19 protein-coding genes are annotated in these 17620 nt (G+C 37.1%); 13 read left to right on the top strand and 6 right to left on the bottom strand.

Going from position 1 to position 17620, the window contains the following annotated elements; translation table 11 throughout:
* From fkpB to RM573_RS02235, 8 genes are all read left to right on the top strand, one after another.
* Nucleotides 1-435: an FKBP-type peptidyl-prolyl cis-trans isomerase gene (gene fkpB / locus RM573_RS02270; protein ID WP_311576580.1), complete on the top strand. Its 435-nt coding sequence runs from the start codon at nucleotides 1-3 to the stop codon at nucleotides 433-435.
* A 31-nt stretch (nucleotides 436-466) separates the two neighbouring features.
* Nucleotides 467-1396 carry a 4-hydroxy-3-methylbut-2-enyl diphosphate reductase gene (gene ispH / locus RM573_RS02265; protein ID WP_311576577.1) on the top strand — a complete coding sequence of 310 codons (930 nt, stop codon included), beginning with the start codon at nucleotides 467-469 and terminating at the stop codon, nucleotides 1394-1396.
* A 315-nt stretch (nucleotides 1397-1711) separates the two neighbouring features.
* Nucleotides 1712-2260 carry a type IV pilus modification protein PilV gene (gene pilV / locus RM573_RS02260; RefSeq protein ID WP_311576574.1) on the top strand — a complete coding sequence of 183 codons (549 nt, stop codon included), beginning with the start codon at nucleotides 1712-1714 and terminating at the stop codon, nucleotides 2258-2260.
* Nucleotide 2261: 1 nt separating this feature from the next.
* Complete coding sequence (locus tag RM573_RS02255) at nucleotides 2262-3239, top strand: PilW family protein (RefSeq protein ID WP_311576572.1); 978 nt, start codon at nucleotides 2262-2264, stop codon at nucleotides 3237-3239.
* Nucleotides 3233-3739: a pilus assembly PilX family protein gene (locus RM573_RS02250; protein WP_311576569.1), complete on the top strand. Its 507-nt coding sequence runs from the start codon at nucleotides 3233-3235 to the stop codon at nucleotides 3737-3739. Before RM573_RS02255 ends, RM573_RS02250 begins: the two co-directional genes overlap by 7 nt.
* A gap of 30 nt (nucleotides 3740-3769) precedes the next feature.
* Nucleotides 3770-7321 carry a pilus assembly protein gene (locus RM573_RS02245; RefSeq protein ID WP_311576566.1) on the top strand — a complete coding sequence of 1184 codons (3552 nt, stop codon included), beginning with the start codon at nucleotides 3770-3772 and terminating at the stop codon, nucleotides 7319-7321.
* Entirely contained in the window at nucleotides 7321-7728 is a 408-nt protein-coding gene (locus tag RM573_RS02240; protein ID WP_311576562.1) for a type IV pilin protein, read from the top strand. Before RM573_RS02245 ends, RM573_RS02240 begins: the two co-directional genes overlap by 1 nt.
* Nucleotide 7729: 1 nt before the next feature.
* The gene (locus RM573_RS02235; RefSeq protein ID WP_311576559.1) at nucleotides 7730-8050 is read left to right on the top strand and encodes a TapY2 family type IVa secretion system protein; all 321 of its coding nucleotides are present in this window, start codon (nucleotides 7730-7732) and stop codon (nucleotides 8048-8050) included.
* Nucleotides 8051-8092: 42 nt separating this feature from the next.
* Here RM573_RS02235 and RM573_RS02230 read toward each other — a convergent pair whose 3' ends face one another.
* The 4 genes from RM573_RS02230 to RM573_RS02215 all read right to left on the bottom strand — a co-directional run bounded on the left by RM573_RS02230 (nucleotide 8093) and on the right by RM573_RS02215 (nucleotide 12458).
* Nucleotides 8093-8866 carry a DUF2884 family protein gene (locus tag RM573_RS02230; protein ID WP_311576556.1) on the bottom strand — a complete coding sequence of 258 codons (774 nt, stop codon included), beginning with the start codon at nucleotides 8864-8866 and terminating at the stop codon, nucleotides 8093-8095.
* A gap of 15 nt (nucleotides 8867-8881) precedes the next feature.
* A complete protein-coding gene (locus RM573_RS02225; RefSeq protein ID WP_311576552.1) occupies nucleotides 8882-10567 on the bottom strand; it encodes a flagellar assembly protein A in 1686 nt (561 codons plus the stop codon).
* Nucleotides 10568-10613: 46 nt separating this feature from the next.
* Nucleotides 10614-10940, bottom strand: coding sequence for a hypothetical protein (locus tag RM573_RS02220; protein ID WP_311576549.1), 327 nt, complete (start codon nucleotides 10938-10940; stop codon nucleotides 10614-10616).
* 240 nt (nucleotides 10941-11180) lie between these two features.
* Nucleotides 11181-12458, bottom strand: coding sequence for a CinA family nicotinamide mononucleotide deamidase-related protein (locus RM573_RS02215; protein ID WP_311576545.1), 1278 nt, complete (start codon nucleotides 12456-12458; stop codon nucleotides 11181-11183).
* A gap of 127 nt (nucleotides 12459-12585) precedes the next feature.
* Between RM573_RS02215 and RM573_RS02210 the strand changes: the two genes are divergently transcribed.
* From RM573_RS02210 to dapA, 3 genes are all read left to right on the top strand, one after another.
* Complete coding sequence (locus RM573_RS02210) at nucleotides 12586-13353, top strand: DUF4097 family beta strand repeat-containing protein (RefSeq protein ID WP_311576542.1); 768 nt, start codon at nucleotides 12586-12588, stop codon at nucleotides 13351-13353.
* A 119-nt stretch (nucleotides 13354-13472) separates the two neighbouring features.
* Nucleotides 13473-13853 (top strand): hypothetical protein, encoded by a 381-nt coding sequence (locus RM573_RS02205; protein WP_311576539.1) that lies wholly within the window; start codon nucleotides 13473-13475, stop codon nucleotides 13851-13853.
* 42 nt (nucleotides 13854-13895) lie between these two features.
* Nucleotides 13896-14807 (top strand): 4-hydroxy-tetrahydrodipicolinate synthase, encoded by a 912-nt coding sequence (gene dapA / locus RM573_RS02200; RefSeq protein WP_432280195.1) that lies wholly within the window; start codon nucleotides 13896-13898, stop codon nucleotides 14805-14807.
* A gap of 13 nt (nucleotides 14808-14820) precedes the next feature.
* Here the strand turns inward: dapA and RM573_RS02195 are convergent, their stop codons facing one another.
* Complete coding sequence (locus tag RM573_RS02195) at nucleotides 14821-15708, bottom strand: pseudouridine synthase family protein (RefSeq protein ID WP_311576532.1); 888 nt, start codon at nucleotides 15706-15708, stop codon at nucleotides 14821-14823.
* A gap of 260 nt (nucleotides 15709-15968) precedes the next feature.
* Between RM573_RS02195 and RM573_RS02190 the strand changes: the two genes are divergently transcribed.
* Nucleotides 15969-16316 carry a ribonuclease E inhibitor RraB gene (locus RM573_RS02190; protein WP_311576528.1) on the top strand — a complete coding sequence of 116 codons (348 nt, stop codon included), beginning with the start codon at nucleotides 15969-15971 and terminating at the stop codon, nucleotides 16314-16316.
* Nucleotides 16317-16321: 5 nt separating this feature from the next.
* A complete protein-coding gene (locus RM573_RS02185) occupies nucleotides 16322-16534 on the top strand; it encodes a hypothetical protein (protein WP_311576525.1) in 213 nt (70 codons plus the stop codon).
* Nucleotides 16535-16605: 71 nt separating this feature from the next.
* Here the strand turns inward: RM573_RS02185 and RM573_RS02180 are convergent, their stop codons facing one another.
* Nucleotides 16606-17280 carry a nitroreductase family protein gene (locus RM573_RS02180; protein WP_311576522.1) on the bottom strand — a complete coding sequence of 225 codons (675 nt, stop codon included), beginning with the start codon at nucleotides 17278-17280 and terminating at the stop codon, nucleotides 16606-16608.
* Between the last annotated feature and the right edge of the window lie 340 nt (nucleotides 17281-17620).

Genomic DNA, 17620 nt, shown 5'->3' with positions numbered 1-17620 from the left:
ATGTCTAAAATTATAGAAAAAAATTCTGAAGTTATCGTTCATATAACTATGAAATTAGCGGATGGCTCAGCAGCTGATAGTACTAAAGTTAATAATAAACCAGCAAAAATTATTATGGGTGATGCGAGTATTTCACCTGCTTTTGAAGCGCAATTATTAGGGCTTTCCGCGAATGAAAGTAAAGAGTTTACCTTAGCGGCTAAAGATGCGTTTGGTGAGTCGAACCCTGATAATATCCATTATGTTGATGCGAGCAAGTTTTCTGCGGAAACACCAGCTAAAGTCGGTAATATTATTACTTTTACCCAACCTGGCGGTGTTGAACTTCCTGGGATGATCAGCGAAGTATCAGGAAGCTCTGTAACCGTTGATTTTAATCATCCATTAGCTGGGCAAGCAGTAACTTTTGTGATTGATGTTGTTGAAGTTTTATAATGTATTTAACCTTATTTTCTAGAGAGCCATTATGGATATTATTTTAGCTAACCCTCGAGGCTTTTGTGCCGGTGTTGATAGAGCCATTAGTATTGTTGATCGTGCGCTAGACTTATTTGATGCACCAATTTATGTTCGCCATGAAGTGGTTCATAATAAATTCGTCGTTAATGGTTTAAAAGATAGGGGAGCAATATTCGTCGATGAGCTTCATGAAGTGCCCGATGATAGTACGGTTATTTTTAGTGCGCATGGTGTTTCTAAAGCCGTTAGAAATCAAGCTAAAAGCCGTGGATTAAAAGTTTTTGATGCGACTTGTCCGCTTGTGACTAAAGTACATATGGAAGTCACTCGCGCTAGTAGAAAAAATGTTGAATGTATATTAATTGGACATGAAGGCCATCCAGAAGTTGAAGGCACTATGGGACAATATGAAAGTGAAAAAGGTGGAATTTATTTAGTTGAATCGGTTGATGATGTTGCGGGTTTACAAGTAAAAAATCCTCAAGAACTTTATTATTGTAGTCAAACCACTCTGTCTGTTGACGATACTAGTGATGTTATCAACGCATTAAGAATGAAATTTCCTGAAATTCAAGGCCCAAGAAAAGACGACATTTGTTATGCCACCCAAAACCGTCAAGATGCGGTTAGATCTATTGCCAATGAAGTTGATCTGTTATTGGTTGTTGGTGCGAAAAATAGCTCTAATTCAAACCGGTTAAGAGAACTAGCAGATAAAATAGGGACTACGGCTTATTTAATCGATACTGCCGGTGATATCAAAGAATCTTGGTTAAAGAACGTTAAAAATGTTGGTGTTACTGCAGGGGCATCCGCACCCGAAATATTAGTAAAACAAGTTATCGATGCCTTAAAAGAATATGGGGGAAAAGCCGTAACTGAGTTTCCTGGGCGCGAAGAAAATACAGTATTTGCGGTACCGATTGAATTGCGCTAATCTTAGTTTAGGTTGAAATTTAAGCAACATAATCTTCACAGAGATAATTAAACTGCTATATTTTTATAAATAATTACTATTAAACAAATAGTTACTGTGCGTCTTTTGTTGGATGACTATTTGTTATATGGATGTAAGGTATGGGTTAATGCTGTTCACGTTGGTGATTTTTAACACATATAAGCTTTTCTTCTCGATATTAAATGTTTCTTTTATATCGACATTTCCACTTGTCAAAAAATCAATGTATGCTCAACAGATAATACGTTCTTGTTGTTATTTGGATCCTTGTAATTTATTCACAAAGGAAGGGATATGAAAAAAGCATATAAAAATAATAATCAACTCGGTATGACCTTTATTGAAGTACTTGTTGCACTCTTTATACTTGTAACAGGTGTGTTAGGCGCTGTGGCTATGCAGGCCACCGTTAAAAAAGGCAGTTTTGATGCTATGCAACGTTCTTTAGCTTCTGCATTAGCTCAAGACATTATCGAAAGAATGCGTAGTAATGGTCCGGCAACTATTGCAGGGTATATGAAAACAGATTATGGCGTTGCATTAGATGCAGTACCTGCTAAACGTTGTAATACGGTTGCTAGTCTATGTACTCCTACTGAAATGGTGATCAATGATACTTATGAGTGGGAAGCTGCTTTAATGGGGGCAAATGTTACCCAAGGTACAACTAAAACAGGTGGATTAGTGGGCGGTAGGGCATGTATTAGTAATACACTTAACGCGATTACGGTTGTGGTTAGCTGGCAAGGACGGGTTGACATTTCAGATAGTAAAAAAGTGAATGCTTGTGGTACGGGTGGGGATAAAAGACGTCAAGTCGTTGTTGAGGCGTTTATAAATTAATATGAAAACATTTAACTATTCTCATCATAAAGGCTTTAGCTTAATTGAATTATTTATTGCATTAGCGGTAGGTTTAGGCTTACTTGCTGGCGTATTAAGCGTTTTTGTCAGTATGAAAACGACAACCAAAGAAACGTCTACTTATGGTGAGTTACAAGAAAATGGACGATTTGCATTAACTGTTTTATCCGATGATTTACTAAGACAAGATTTTTGGGGCGACTATGTTGGTACCTTTGATTTAGCTAATTTAAATGGTGCTGTTTTGGGAGCTCCTGGTAATGAATGTCAGGGAGACGGTATTAACAATGGAACATTTCCTGTGGCTGTAGGACATTTTAGAACTCTTTGGGGAGAAACGGCTACCACTGATGATCCTTTGGGATGTTTTGCTACATCGGCACCAGCGAAAGCTGGCTCAGATATCTTACAATTAAAACGGGTTATTTCAACGCCCGTGTTACCTGCCGATATTACAGCAGATAATTATTATTTAATCACCAACTTAAGCGATGGTGAGTTATTTGATGGAGGTTCGGCGGTACCAAGCGTTGACAACAGCCAAATTTGGGAATATCAGCATCATGTATATTACGTCACTGAACAAGTGCAAGGCACGATCAGCGTGCCAGTTTTGATGAAAGGGCGCTTAACGAACTCGATGACTTTTTCTCCTATCATAGATGGCATTGAAATGATCCGTTTTATGTATGGGGTGGATACCACCGATGATGGTGTCGTCAATGCTTTTATTTCGGCTGATAATATGACTGAAGCATTATGGAATAATTCGACAAACTCAAATATATTGGCGGTAAAAGTGTTTGTACTTGCTCGAAGTGTTTTACCTGATAATAATTACACCAATGATAATACGTATTTATTAGGGGATTTGTCCGTTACACCTAATGATAATTTCCGTCGGTTATTATTCAGTTCGACAGTCACTTTATTTAATGCGAGGGTTGATTCATGGTAGATAGCATTCGTAACATTCGTATTTTAAAAGATACACAACAAGGCGCGGTACTGATTGTATCTTTGATCTTTTTAATTTCATTAACCGCAGTTGCTGCAGCTTTAATGCAAAATACTACCTCAGATATGAAAATGTCAGGGGCCAGTGAAGAAAAATTGGTTGCCACGCAAGAAGCAGTCAGCGCAATTGATGAAGTGATCTATAATCAAGTAGCTCCGGGTCAAACTAATGAGTTTGCTAAACCACTTGTGGTGGCAAATTTTCCCAATACAGATCAATCTTTATTGTTACCAGGTACAAAAACGGGCGCCACAGCAAGTGTTGATGTGGCAAATAATGATTTAAGGCTAGAGGCCGATTGCCCCCACTCTCGATCTGCCTCTTCGGTTCAGGTTTTTACTTGTAATGTATTAAGAGTTCAAGTAAATCGTAATTATGGTCGAAACAATGTAAATACTATTGATGTTAACTCTGGGGTGGCTCAGCAGTTACTAAAATAATGTTTTCATTCGATTCATGGGGATAGGAATATGAAGAAAATTCTAACGCTGATTTTAACGTCTGCACTCACTTTGTCTTTTTTTTCAATCGGAGAAGATATTGAGCTCTATATTAGTGATACGGTTAAACAGTTAGCTCAACGCCCGCAGGTATTAATTATTTTTGATAATTCCGGCAGTATGGGAACAAAAGAAAATGTTAACGCATCCTATGATCCTGACACTGAATATGACGCGGTTGGTGGCTTAAACTCTCTGTCTGATAAGTTTGTCTACTTCGTTAAAGGCGGCGTTGATGGTGTAAGTTTACCTGTACCTGATAGCCCAAGTGAATCACGTCGCTTTTTAGATGAAATAAATAGCTGTCAAACGGCACGAGATATTTTAGCTACTACAGGTTTTTATACTGGGCATATTCGCGAGTATTCGTTAAAAGGTAATACAGGAACATGGGAAGAATTACCTGACAACAATGGTGCTAATATTGAAGTGATTGATTGTGAAGATGACGTCACGAATGAAGATCCTACCAATGTAGATGGACTAGATTCTGGTTATCCTGTTGATAACCAAGGTGACAAAAAAAATCCTGTTTATCATACTGCTGATGTCAATGATTCTAATGTCAGTTGGTCTGGTACCTTAGTGACATTATATACTGACAATTATTTACGCTGGCATCATGGTGAAGATATAGCCCAAGTTTCCAGATCCCGTTTAGATCAAGCGAAAGAAAGTATTACCAATGTAATTAAATCAGCCCCATCGGTAGATTTTGGTTTGCAGATTTTTAATTATGATGATGGTGATAAATCAACAGATCCTAATGGTGGGCGTATAGTTTTTGGTATTGATGAACTTGATAACACCAAACAAGCTGCATTTTTAAAAATCATCAATGATGAATTAAAAGCGCAAACGTGGACACCGCTTTGTGAGTCTCTTTACGAAGCTTATAATTATTTTGCTGGTAAAGCGGTAGATTTTGGCGATGATGATCAGAGCCAAGGAGGTTCTTATAAAAAGAATAATCCGCCAAGAGATACTTCTATAGAAAGTAGCGGTAAATACATCACACCGTTTAGTAATTGTAATGGTAAAGCTTATGTTATTTTAATTACCGATGGTGAGCCAACGTATGATAATGGTGCGGATACAAAAATTAAAGCGCTAACGAGTGAGGTAGATGAAAGCACAGTAAATTTTAATGGCACAAAATATAAAAGTAATTATTTAGCAGGCTTAGCAGGTTGGATGAATGATTACGATGTTAATGTCGATTTAGACGGCTCTCAGAAAGTGAGTACCTTTACTATAGGATTTAGTAAAGGTGCGGATAGTGCAGCAGATCTTTTAAAAGAAACCGCTTCAAGAGGTGGAGGGCAATACTTTAAAGCTAAGGATAGTGTTCAGTTAACGGCGGCACTTTTAACTGCACTCGGTGAATTAGAACCGAGTAACGATAGTTTAACCTCGGCCTCTGTTGCTTCAAATAACTTTGATAGAACAGAAACATTAAATGCCGTTTACTACGCCATGTTTAATCCGCAAAATGGCCCACGATGGCAAGGTAATTTGAAAAAATATAAAGTCATAGGTGGTGAGCAAGTAGGGCAGTCAAGTGTAGCGGCGTTGAATGATGATACAGGGCATTTTTCAGACAGTGTCACCAGCTTTTGGTCAAAAACCAATTCGAAAGATGGCGATAAAGTTGCAGAAGGTGGCGTTGCAGATATGCTGCGAAATATGACCAGTAGAACACTTTACAGCGATTTAACGGTTGACGGAGATAGCTTAGTAACCTTTAACCGTTCAAATGCTGAAAAAGCTTTTACTGATGCGGCAGGTTTAGCAGCAGAGCTAGATGTCTTAGAAGATGAAATTGATGATACGTTAAATTGGCATGCGGGTATGGATGTCGATGATGAAGATGATGATAATTCCACCACCGACATGCGATACGATGTATTTGGTGATCCATTACATTCAAAACCTTTAGTGGTGAATTATGGTGATAGTATCCGTATTGTCATAGGGACAAATGCTGGCGTGCTTCATATGTTTGAAGATAATACAGATACCGATGTGGTGACTGAGAATTGGGCCTTTTTACCGAAAGAGTTTTTCCCAAATATTAAACATCTGAGAAATAACTATTCATCTGCGGATAAAGTATATGGCATTGACGGGCGTATAACGTCTTATATTAATGATGCAAACGGTGATGGCATTGTTAATGGTTCGGATAAAGTATATATCTTTTTTGGACTTCGTCGTGGTGGTTCATCGTATTATGCACTTGATATAACATCGCCTACCTCTCCTAAATTTTTATGGAAAATTGATAGCAACACCCCAGGATTTAGCGAATTAGGCCAATCATGGTCGCAACCTAAAATTGCTTATTCTGCGCTTAATGTCACGGGAACAACTGCAGAGCCAGTATTAATATTTGGTGGTGGTTATGATGCAGGAAAAGACGCTGCTGGTGTGGGCGGAAATGATTCTAAAGGCCGCGCTATCTATATGGTAGATGCAAAAACAGGTACGTTAAAATGGAGTTTAGCACCGAGCGGTGGCACAACAACATTTACTGGGATAACTGATAGTATCCCTTCTAGTATTGGCATGTTAGATAGTAATGGTGATGGTTTGGTTGATCGTTTATATGCCGGAGATACTGGAGGAAACCTTTGGCGTGTCGATATGCCAGATGAAAGTCCAACAGATGCTAATAACCCATGGACAGTATTTAAGTTAGCATCGTTGGGAGGTACCACAAATGATACTGACCGTCGTTTTTTTAACGAACCTTCAATTGTTAGAACTTTTATCACTGAAACTATCGAAACAACGGTAACCGATGAAGAAGGTGCGACGACTAAAATTACCAGTAAACAAGAAAAACCTTATGAAGCAATCCTCATAGGTAGTGGCGATAGATCTAATCCACTTGGAGAAGATACACAAGATAGTTTCTTTATGATCAAAGATGAAAATATCAAAACACAATCTTTTCCAAGTAAAACTCTGCCAACAATACCGGCGCCAACAGCGATCACTATGAGCCAATTGTATGATTATACAAACAATCCATTTGGTCAAACGATGACCACGACCCAGCTAAATACTTTAGAGCTTGCGGTTAGTCAGAAGCAAGGTTGGTATATAAACTTTGGCAAGTCAGACGGTGAAAAAAATACCGAGTCCGCTATTGTTATTAAAGGCGTGGCATATTTTACTTCTTTTATGCCGCCATCATTGGTTGGTAATCAGGCGATTTGTGAAATACCAGGTGGTCAAGGCTGGTTATATGCAGTTGATTTAGCACTTGGAACTAAAAAATATAATTGGGTGGATTCAGAAAATCCTGATGGTATAACCGATGGTGATGAACGAAAAGTTTACATCAGTGAACAATTTTTAGGGACACCAACTTTAATTGTCGTACCTGAAGACGATGGTGATGATAACACCATAGATGAAGCCGTTGGCAATATTATTGTTGGCCGAAAAATAGTACCTGTGGGTTTTAGTTTACAAACGATGAGAACACACCTTTATATTGATGAGAATAATTAATGAAAAATAACATAAAAAAGTTACAGGGCTTTACCTTAGTAGAGCTGCTGATAGTAGTCGCTATTATTGGTATATTAGCTTCTGTGGCCTATCCGTCATACATAGACTTTGTTCTTAAATCCAATAGATCTGAAGGACAAAGAGAGTTAGTTCGCCTTGCTAATTTACAAGAACAACTTTACGTTGATAGTCGCGCGTATACCGCTGATATGACTAAATTAGGCTTAGCAGCCGATCCATATATCACTGAGAGTGGCTTTTATAGTATTGATGCTAAGGTTGTTGGTGAAACTTTTACATTAACGGCTACGGCCAAAGGCACCCAAACAAAAGACACCAATTGTAAAACAATGACAATTACTGAAACGGGCAAGAAAACACCAAGCAGTAATTGCTGGGAGCAGTAAAATGAATAAAATATTACTTTTCGTGGTGAGTACCACTTTGATGATAGTAAGTCATCAAGGGATAGCAAAATCATCTATCCAAGACAATACGATTAAAACAAAATGTTTCGTCACTTTATATGGTGGTCAAAAAACGATTCTGTATCAAATTATTAATGCGAAAGAATTGTCTCAATTACCAAAAACATTAACAAATTCAACGACAATGACAACTTTATCTGAAGAAAAACAAAAGGTTTATAAAGTGACGGAATGTACTAAGTCTTCGGAGCCATTTAAAAATAAATTTGCACAAGCGGTTGAGAAAATTACACCGCAATAGATAAATTACACCATAAAAGGGGAGTCGGTGACGATATAAGGATTAATGTTTATCAATTAAGTTAAATGATTTAAGGGCATTAATATCGTCACTTAGTTGTTGCTCAACGATATTTAATGCTTTTAATTGTTGGCAAAATGCAGAAACCTTAGATTCAATCGTACTGACTTTGGTATTCAATTTAAGTTCTTTACTAATATTCCCCATGTTATTTACATGGGTATTAGGTCTTTGTTCACTACTTTCGCTATCACTATTACTCATCGCTTTTCCAACAGCCGAAACAATTGTTCCGATTGAGTTAGCAATGATAGCCTCAATTTCTTCTTCAAACTCACCGGCTAACACATCATCAAAATTATCGAAATCTTGAGGCGCGATATAAAAACTATTGTCGCTATGATTAAAGCGGGTACGGATACGCCATTGTAATTCGTCGAATTGTTTCTGCAGTTTCTGATGAGATGCGCTGTTTTCTCCGGTGATCCCTGCGATGACTTTATTCACTACGTTTAGCCCAACGTCGACGCTTTCAATCGCGATAGAAACTATTTCAGGGATTTGACTGCGTATTCCGGAAAAATACTCTTTGATCAGTTGTCTTTGAGGCGCGGATAATTGGATTTCACTACCGTTTATGAATAACTGGCTCGCGCCATTTACTTGAACATAGGTTTTGCCATTATCAATTATTCGCACATGTGTAGGGTCAATGATCACACCGTAATTCAGGTTTATATCACATTGGTGAGCTAAAGCATGCGGTATAAACAGTGAAGTGCTAACTAGTGCTAAATTACGAAAAAATTTATACATGTATCGAAAGACGCATTAAGAATTTACGATGGGATCTATTATTATTTTTCTTTCTTTATAGCGCATTTTACTCGGCCCATATTCTCTTTTGGTTTTATCATGATATTCACCGATAATTAACTGCACACTTTGATAAATACGCTCACTTGCTTCGACAAAAACACTGGCCATATAATTATTTATTTCTTCTTCGACACTTTCTTTTTCGTTAAGTAAAGTTCCCATGCGTTCCGCGTGATGTTTATAAGTAGACATGACTTTATTTAACACTTCTGGGTTCACTTTATCTTTTGGTAATTTTTTTAACTTGTTGCTCGCTTCTTTTAATTCATTGGTCGCGTTAGATTCAACTTCTAGTTTTTCTTCTATTGCGCTGAGTTTTTCTTGGATTTCTTCTAAACGTTTCTCAAAAGTAATAATGGTTGTGCTTCCCGCTGTAGCCCCAACAGTGCCAGCATGAACTGAATTCCCAGCACTAATAAAGCCCGCAATTAATTTACCGTTTGCTTTATCTTCCGTGCCTAACCATAATTTATCTTCTACATTTATGATGCTATGCATCATTTGATTTTCAATGCGCATTTCTTTACAAGCAATATCAGCATATTGACAATATTTAGCGAAAACTTTCCCAGCCGCTTTAATGGAGACACTCATGATGATGTCGGTCATTTTTTGATCTTCAACATCTTGTTTTTTACCGATTATGCCGCCGCCAATCGTGATATCACCGCCTGACTCTAAATACGCCGATTCAACAAAACCAGCAACAGAAATATCACCGCTTGCGATCACTTTCATCCCTTCACAAACGTCACCATCAATGATCACACTCCCTTCAAATTGAATGTGTCCGGTACTCACATCGACGTTTTTGATTTTATAGACTTCATCAACTTCCATACCGTTATCAATAACACGCGGTAAACCCACTCGGGTTGAAACTAACACATCTTTATTTTTAGGACTGATGGTTGTGCCTTCACCTACATTTAATGAAACGTCTTCACCAGGAACCGGCTCTAATGGCGTTCCGGTAACAGAAAAACCTTTTATGCCTTCTGTCGGAGGGATTTTTTTCGCTAATGGATCGCCAACTCTTACGCAAATTATGTCGCCTAAATCACGCATATCAACAGAGCCATCTTCTTTTTCTTTTGGCTTAAGTATTCTTTGTTGCGCGCTTTCAACCAATAACTTTATATTGCCATCTTGACCATTGATCGGGTCTTTACCTAGTGCTATTTTGCCTTTAACAATAGAACCCGGTGGCTCTTTTGCAGCGTATTGGGCAAGTTTTACTAATTCTTCTTTACTAAAACCTTTAGTCACTCCGGCTTTTTGTGCGGCATGAAGAATTGCTTTTGCAGATAAATGTTTACCACCTAACGCTGTGGATATTTCACCGGTAGCAGACATTTCATCTTTATCTATTTCAATGGAAATCTTGGCGTCACGTCTTTCTAAAACTTGATATCGTATCTCGCGACCAGATTGGTTCGCTTGTAGAGGTTTTAAAACGCTGTTTAATTCAGCGATAGCGTTTTTAATGTTACCGTTATCAACATATAAATCAGAATATTCTGAATTTTCAATAAGCTCGTTGATTGTAACTTCAGTGATCAACTTATCGTCTTTTACTGGTTGCAATAATAAGTCGATATTATCTTTTTTATTGATTTCTAAACACGCTATGGTCACGTTATAAGCTCTCTTTTACTTAATTATTACTTTATTACAAAGAATGTTAAGTATAATTTTCTTGATGAATTCTAATGAAGTTTTTGGTGCCAACTTTAGAATAATCAATTTTATATTCTTTATTATCCAATGCTTGGATAAATATCAACGTTTTCTCTTCACCGAATACATCGGTAGAGGCAACATCAACAACATCTTGATAAGCTTTTTTTGCATCTGATTTTTTTCGAGGTATCTCTCCGTTATATATGCCAATACCTCTATTACTGATTACCACAACCGGGTGAGCACCATTGATGATTAATAAATCAAACTTACGAATTTTATGGATGATTGTGTTTCTACCACTGGTGATAAAATTCTTCTCAATCAAAATATACTCCTAAATAGCTTTATGATGATGTTAAAGGCTAATAAATTATCGGGATTTCCCTGTTAAGACACTAAATATCTTTATTCATAGCCAATATTTTTCACACCCTATTGCCTTTTTTTTGTGACAGTTTAGTTTAGATTAATATAAATATATAAAGTTTTGATTTAATACGCAATAAATAACAAGTTATCACATGAAAAAGTTACTATTATGGCGTGTGACTTATGCCTTTCTTTTTTAGTTAAAATAATAAGGTTGTTGCGTACTAGCAATTAATTCTCGTCTTATTAAATCTAATGCTCTATTGGCTACAGCCGTTTGAAAGTAACGTCTTGTGCCTTTTATACAAAGGTAAACGGTTTTGATCTTTTTGTCACTTCCCCAGGCTATCCATACAGAGCCGACTGGTTTTTCTTTCGAACCACCATCTGGACCAGCAATCCCAGAAACAGCAATTGCATAAGTAGCATCAGATTTCGCTAATGCACCTTGTGCCATTTCGATAACCACTTGTTCGCTAACAGCACCATATTGTTGAAGTGTTTCATTGCTGACATCTAGCATCTGTTGTTTAGCTTTATTGGAGTAGGTAACGTATCCCGCTTCAAATGATTTGGAAGAACCAGCAATATTCGTCAATAAACTTGATATCAAACCGCCGGTACAAGACTCCGCAGTGCAAATACTTTGATTTTTTTGTTGTAATAAGTGTAATACGTATTCTGCCATGGTGGGCGTTTTATCATTCAGTTGGGATAAAATATGATCCCCTAATAAATGATAAAGTTTATCTCGACACGTTGTTAAACTCTCAATATGTTGCTTTTGATGAATCGTTAATTTTAATTCTAAAAAGGGTGAAGAAGCTCTAAAGCCAATATCAACTTCTTTTGGCCACGCAGGGAATTTTTCTACTAATAACGCTTGTAAAGTTGATTCACCTAGCCCGAAAACATGAAGTCGTAATACCTGATAATGCTGATGTTGTGATAATTTGGGTTGTATTAACGGTATCACTTCTTCTTGGAGCATGATGGCTAATTCGCTAGGTACTCCAGGTGTACAATATATATCGCATTGTTGAAAATTAAGATGGAAACCGACAGCGCTTCCCGTCCTATTTTCGATAATATTGACACTTTGGGGAAGCATCGCTTGTTTTAGGTTTGTTTTATCTAAAGGAATGCCGCGACGACTCGCCCAATCTTGTAGATGGTTAACAGCACTAGGGTGTTCTGTTAAAGGCAGCTGACAGCTTTTGGCAAGTGCTTGTGCGGTTAAATCATCAATTGTTGGACCTAAACCACCATTAATGATCAGTACATCGGCCTGTTTACTTATTGTTTGAATTTCATGAATGAGTAACTCTATGTCATCTGCCACCGTTACTTTCCGCTCAATCGAAGCACCTAAAGGTAATAAATATTGTGCAATCATGGCAGAATTTGAATCAATAATATCTCCCACCATCAATTCATTTCCGGTTAAAAGCAATTGAATCTTAAGATTATCCAAACCTGTGTCCCTGTTATTAATACTCACGCTAGGAAAGTAATTTAACTATTTACTGAGGGTATTTAAACCTTTTTATTATTTGTTGTTACTAATGGTATAAATCAAGTTTATGAGAAAAGGAATAAAGATGAAATTATTAAATATGAGTAGTGTTGTTGGTTTCGTTTTGTTGACATCAATACTTAGTGGTACTGCAACGGCGGAAGTACATGATGAAATTACTAAAATATTTACAGTAGCAGAGCCAACTGAATTTCGCTTAGATAATGTCAATGGTGATGTGGAAATACGTGCTTGGGATAATGATAAAATTAAAGTGAATGCTGTTATTAAAGCTAAAAATCAAGCTGCACGAGAAAGGATCACGATTGAAATGAATGAGAATGATCGTGGTATAAGTGTTGAAACGCATTATAAAAAATCATCAGGGTGGGGGAGGAATCACTCCGGTAGTGTTGAATATACCGTGATGGTGCCACGATATACTCGCTTGTCTTCTATTGATTTAGTTAACGGCTCATTAATTGTTGAAGGCGTAGAAGGCGAGGTCAATATTGATTTAGTCAATGGGTCTATTGAGGCTAAAGGCTTAACAAAAGACAGCGAAATCAATTCCGTCAACGGGAGTATAGTCGCCACCTATCAGTCGCTATCCAATGATTTACGCGATATCTCTATAGATACCGTTAACGGCCGTATAGAATTAAATTTACCTGAGTCAATTAATGCCGATGTTGAAATAGATACGATGAACGGAAGTATCCGAAATGACTTTGGCTTATCGGTTAATAAAAACATGTTCTCTGGTAAAAATTTACACGGAACGATTGGCTCTGGAGATATACGTATTTCTATTGAAAGTGTTAATGGCGGTGTCAAATTACGGAAAAATTAATATCTGCTGACCTATGGTTAAAAAAGTAGTTAATTTAAGCGACTTATTGTCGCTTTTTTAATGCCTAGTATGTATGAATAGCGTATTATTGCCGGTAAAGAAATTAATTATTTTCAAAGATGAATTTTCAACGGCAACAATTATTTGGTTCTTGGTATCGTAGCGAAGTGCTACCAGATGGCGCCATTCAAACAGAACTTGCTAAAATGTCTGAAGATGGGGCATATGAATTTGCTTTTTCAATCCATGGAAAGCAAGGTGAAGTAATAGAACACTCGATCGAGTTTGGTGATTGGGGACTTGTTGGTGATATCCATTTTACTATAGCAAAAGCAGAATACATCGATGATGAACAATACGCCGCAGATTTAGCTGACCAAAATAATTATCATGCCTATAAGGTCTTAGAATTAACCCATCAATTTTTTAAATATAAGCATATTGTTAGCAATGAGGTGTTTATCCTTAGACGCGTTATTGATAAGATCGCCCACTGCTAGTTTCCACCCTTTAAATATTTAACCCAATACATGAGATTACGGATGAAGCAATTAAAAGCCGCTAGTTTAATTACCGCGATAAAAACCCCATACCACAGCAATGGTGATATTGATTTACCGACGTACGATAAATTAATCGCTGAGCAAATAGCTGCAGGTGTTGATGGTATTATTGTTGGAGGTACAACCGGTGAAGGTCATTTATTGAGTTGGGAAGAGCACTTAATGTTAATTGCACATAGTGTTCATCAATATGGCGAAAAGTTAATTATTGTGGGTAATACCGGTAGTAATAATACCCGTGAAGCTATTAAAGCCACTGAAAATGGCTTTGCGATGGGAATGGACGCTGCTTTACAAATCAACCCTTATTATGGTCGTACATCTACAGCGGGTGTTATTGAACACTTTAAACGAGTATTAGCAATTGGACCGGCGTTTATTTACAACGTGCCAGGTCGTACGGGTCAAGACTTAACACCGGATATTATTGAACCATTAGCTGAACTAGAGAATTTTATCGGGGTAAAAGAGTGTGCGGGCAACGAACGTATTGCTTATTATGAAAAGAAAGGTATTGCCTGTTGGTCTGGTAATGATGATGAAAGTCATGATGGTCGTCATCAATTTGGCTCGCACGGCGTTATTTCGGTTACGTCTAATATAGTCCCAGGTTTAATGCGTAAGCTTATGGATGAAAAAAATGATTCATTGAATGGAGAAATGAATGGCTTAATGAAGTGGTTGTTTTGTGAGCCAAATCCTATTGCTATTAATACGGCTTTAATGATGACAAACGCAGTTTCTGCAAACTTTAGATTGCCTTATCAAGCGCTAACCCTTGAACAACGTCAGCAAGGTTTCGCATTATTGTCTGAACTATCGCAAAGCGATATCGTTGGCGATACATTACAACTTCTCAGCGATGATGATTTTACTTACAGCCCTGCATAGTGTTGTCGGTGATTTATCTCAATAAATTAACCAAGTCGGTTAACGATAATGATAATTGACTTGGTAATTTAAAATGTTTATCTATTTGGCTGACAGGGCAAGTAAACTGCAATTCAACTGCACACAATTGTAAATTTACTGTCTCAGGTATTTTCTTGGTTTGATCGCCGTGCAATCTATCTCCCACCACAGGTAAATGAATGCTCGCCGCGTGTTTTCTTATTTGATGTTTTCTACCGGTTTCAATGCTTACTTTCGCTAAAGTTAATTGAGTTTGTTGATCGACCTCTTGTCGGTAAAAAGTAGATTTGGCACTTTTATCATCAATCTTTTCAGTGACTTCTAAACCCATTTTATTATCAAAGTTATCAGGTAAAATTCCGTGGACAATTATTTGATAAATTTTTTGTAAATGGTGATTTTCAAATATTTCGCTAAAAGCTCGTGCCATTTTTTTACTATGAGCAATGATGATTAAGCCCGATGCAGCTCGGTCTAACCGATGAACAATAAACGCCGGTCTTTGGGGTAATAAATGAGTTTCTGCCCAGCGCGCAATAGTGCAATGGTCGCTCCATTTCGACCCCTGACTTAACATGCCGTATGGTTTGTACCACACACTGTATTGATTCAGGTCTGCCATTAACTGTGCTTGCGGAGGAAGTTGATTCAACACTTTTTCATCGTAGTAAAAGTGAATAACATCATGTGGTTGTAGACTTTTTTTGATTTTTCTAATGCGTTGCGTATATTTACCGCGTGACAACCACAAGGCGCCTTTATTGATTGCGTCTTTTAATTTCGCCTTACTTAGTGAAAATTCACTGCAACTCTCGGCTAATAACTCAAGTAAATTGAGGTTATCCGTCGAAACATTAATATGGCGTTCAAATTTTATCATGTAAGCTTAGTTTCATTAAATTATGCTGGTCAAAGCAAGTGGGTTGTTAGAGTTAACAAGGACTTCACCCAAAAACGTATTGTAGCAATTAGCTTCTAGAATTCGAACATTAAATAATGGGTTTTATCATTTAATGAAATTAGCTAAAAGTTTACATGTTAATTTACCAACTTTACTATTAAACTTAACGGTAACTAAATACGGTATTGAAGTGCTATGGCGCTGTGTTAACGCTCATAGACACAAAAAAGGCAAAATAAATGGAACGTGACCTAACACTTTTCCCAAGTGATAATAATGGTGATGCTTTATGGCAAATGTTGTTAGACGGCGATGATCTTTCACAAGCACGAGAAATAGAATTTTCTGTAATTTTTCCTGATCAAGAATTGGCATTGAAATTTGGCCAATTGTTACTTGAAAATAATCAAAAATTATCTTTTTGTAGTTATCAAGAAAGCGAAGAATACCCATGGGAAATCACCGCTTACCCAGAAATGCCGGCTACTTATGAAAACCTGTCGGCTTATCAGCATTTATTAGAAACTAGCTCTGAGCCATTAAAAGGAAAATTTGATGGTTGGTATTGCGTTAGCGAAAACAAATAGTGGTTATGTTTGAACATACTCAATTAAAGTCATTTAATAAGTCAACCAGTGACTCTTTTCATCAGCAAAAAAATTTCATCAAAAAAGTGTTAGCGGGCCGGATTAGCCAATGTCCGCAATGTAAGCAAAACTTGACTATAAACTTGAGCCATTTAGACGAACCGTCGACGATACGTTGTGCAAAAAAATGTACTGACATTGAACTTGATTGTAGTTAATAGATTTGACTCAATATTGAAAAAAGGAATGCCAACTCAGCATTCCTTTTTTTGTCGTAATTATTTGTTCGTTATAAAATGGTGCACACTTCGTCGAAAGATTTTTTGACTAAAGCATGATGTGGCACCGTGGCATCTTCAGCAGGATAACCTGTGATAATTAACATGTAAGCACGGTCATTTTCAGGGCGTTGACAAATTTTACTTAAAAAAGACATTGGCTTAGGGGTGTGGGTTAAGGTAACTAAGCCAGAAGAATGCAGTGCGTTAATTAAAAAACCAGTCGCAATCCCGACCGATTCATGGACGTAATAATTAGTATTATTGTCATCGGCATGAATACCGCCCTTTTTTTGGCTAAAAATAGCAATTAACCAAGGTGCTTCTTCTAAGTAGGGTTTATTGGCATCAGTGCCTAAAGGCTTTAAAGCATCTAGCCACTCTTCACCCGCTCGACCTTCATAAAAACTCCGCTCATGGCTTTCTGCTTGTTCACGGATTTGTTTTTTAATATCGTCACTATGAACGGCGACAAAATGCCAAGGCTGATGATTGGCACCGCTTGGTGCCGTAGCTGCAGATTTGATACAGTTTTCAATCACAGCCTGTGGGACCGGACGATTGCTAAAGCTGCGGATCGAATGGCGGCGCTTTATTTCGGCATAAAATGTTTCTGAGCGAGCAAGCATTTCTTCACAAGAATACTCAATGTAATCTGTAAGCGGGTCAGCGTCATGAGATTGCATAATAGTTGATTTCCTATCAATGGTTTTTGACAGAATAACCAATCGAAATTATATTGCAAGTGCAACAACTTTGTATTTTAATATTTTTATTTCTGTATAAAAATCTTTACAATTTAAAAGTTGATCTTTTGAAATGACGTTTGAAAGCTAACAGTGATAACAAAAATTATAAGGTGGAATAATTTATAACATATTCATTTTAAGTCATATTTTAATAAGCATTTCAGTGTGAATACTTTACAGTTAATAATTTTACAATTTTTTACTCTAACGAAGCTTTTTTTAGTTTAAATCAGTCTTATTCTTATTTAGGTTTTTTTTACAATTCAGCTAATGTTTA

This window comes from Thalassotalea castellviae, assembly GCF_031846185.1.
Taxonomy (GTDB): Bacteria; Pseudomonadota; Gammaproteobacteria; order Enterobacterales; family Alteromonadaceae; genus Thalassotalea_H; species Thalassotalea_H castellviae.
Note: the sequence above shows the minus strand (reverse complement) of the source record. Positions and strands in the feature narration are given on the sequence as shown.

Bases quoted from the DNA above. Each gene is read 5' to 3' on its own strand.
- RM573_RS02255 (WP_311576572.1), top strand. From the start codon at position 2,262: ATGAAAACATTTAACTATTCTCATCATAAAGGCTTTAGCTTAATTGAA.
- RM573_RS02210 (WP_311576542.1), top strand. From the start codon at position 12,586: ATGAAATTATTAAATATGAGTAGTGTTGTTGGTTTCGTTTTGTTGACA.
- RM573_RS02250 (WP_311576569.1), top strand. From the start codon at position 3,233: ATGGTAGATAGCATTCGTAACATTCGTATTTTAAAAGATACACAACAA.
- RM573_RS02240 (WP_311576562.1), top strand. From the start codon at position 7,321: ATGAAAAATAACATAAAAAAGTTACAGGGCTTTACCTTAGTAGAGCTG.
- pilV (WP_311576574.1), top strand. From the start codon at position 1,712: ATGAAAAAAGCATATAAAAATAATAATCAACTCGGTATGACCTTTATT.
- RM573_RS02245 (WP_311576566.1), top strand. From the start codon at position 3,770: ATGAAGAAAATTCTAACGCTGATTTTAACGTCTGCACTCACTTTGTCT.
- fkpB (WP_311576580.1), top strand. From the start codon at position 1: ATGTCTAAAATTATAGAAAAAAATTCTGAAGTTATCGTTCATATAACT.
- RM573_RS02205 (WP_311576539.1), top strand. From the start codon at position 13,473: ATGAATTTTCAACGGCAACAATTATTTGGTTCTTGGTATCGTAGCGAA.
- dapA (WP_432280195.1), top strand. From the start codon at position 13,896: ATGAAGCAATTAAAAGCCGCTAGTTTAATTACCGCGATAAAAACCCCA.
- RM573_RS02190 (WP_311576528.1), top strand. From the start codon at position 15,969: ATGGAACGTGACCTAACACTTTTCCCAAGTGATAATAATGGTGATGCT.
- RM573_RS02195 (WP_311576532.1), bottom strand. From the start codon at position 15,708: ATGATAAAATTTGAACGCCATATTAATGTTTCGACGGATAACCTCAAT.
- RM573_RS02230 (WP_311576556.1), bottom strand. From the start codon at position 8,866: ATGTATAAATTTTTTCGTAATTTAGCACTAGTTAGCACTTCACTGTTT.
- ispH (WP_311576577.1), top strand. From the start codon at position 467: ATGGATATTATTTTAGCTAACCCTCGAGGCTTTTGTGCCGGTGTTGAT.
- RM573_RS02235 (WP_311576559.1), top strand. From the start codon at position 7,730: ATGAATAAAATATTACTTTTCGTGGTGAGTACCACTTTGATGATAGTA.
- RM573_RS02180 (WP_311576522.1), bottom strand. From the start codon at position 17,280: ATGCAATCTCATGACGCTGACCCGCTTACAGATTACATTGAGTATTCT.
- RM573_RS02185 (WP_311576525.1), top strand. From the start codon at position 16,322: ATGTTTGAACATACTCAATTAAAGTCATTTAATAAGTCAACCAGTGAC.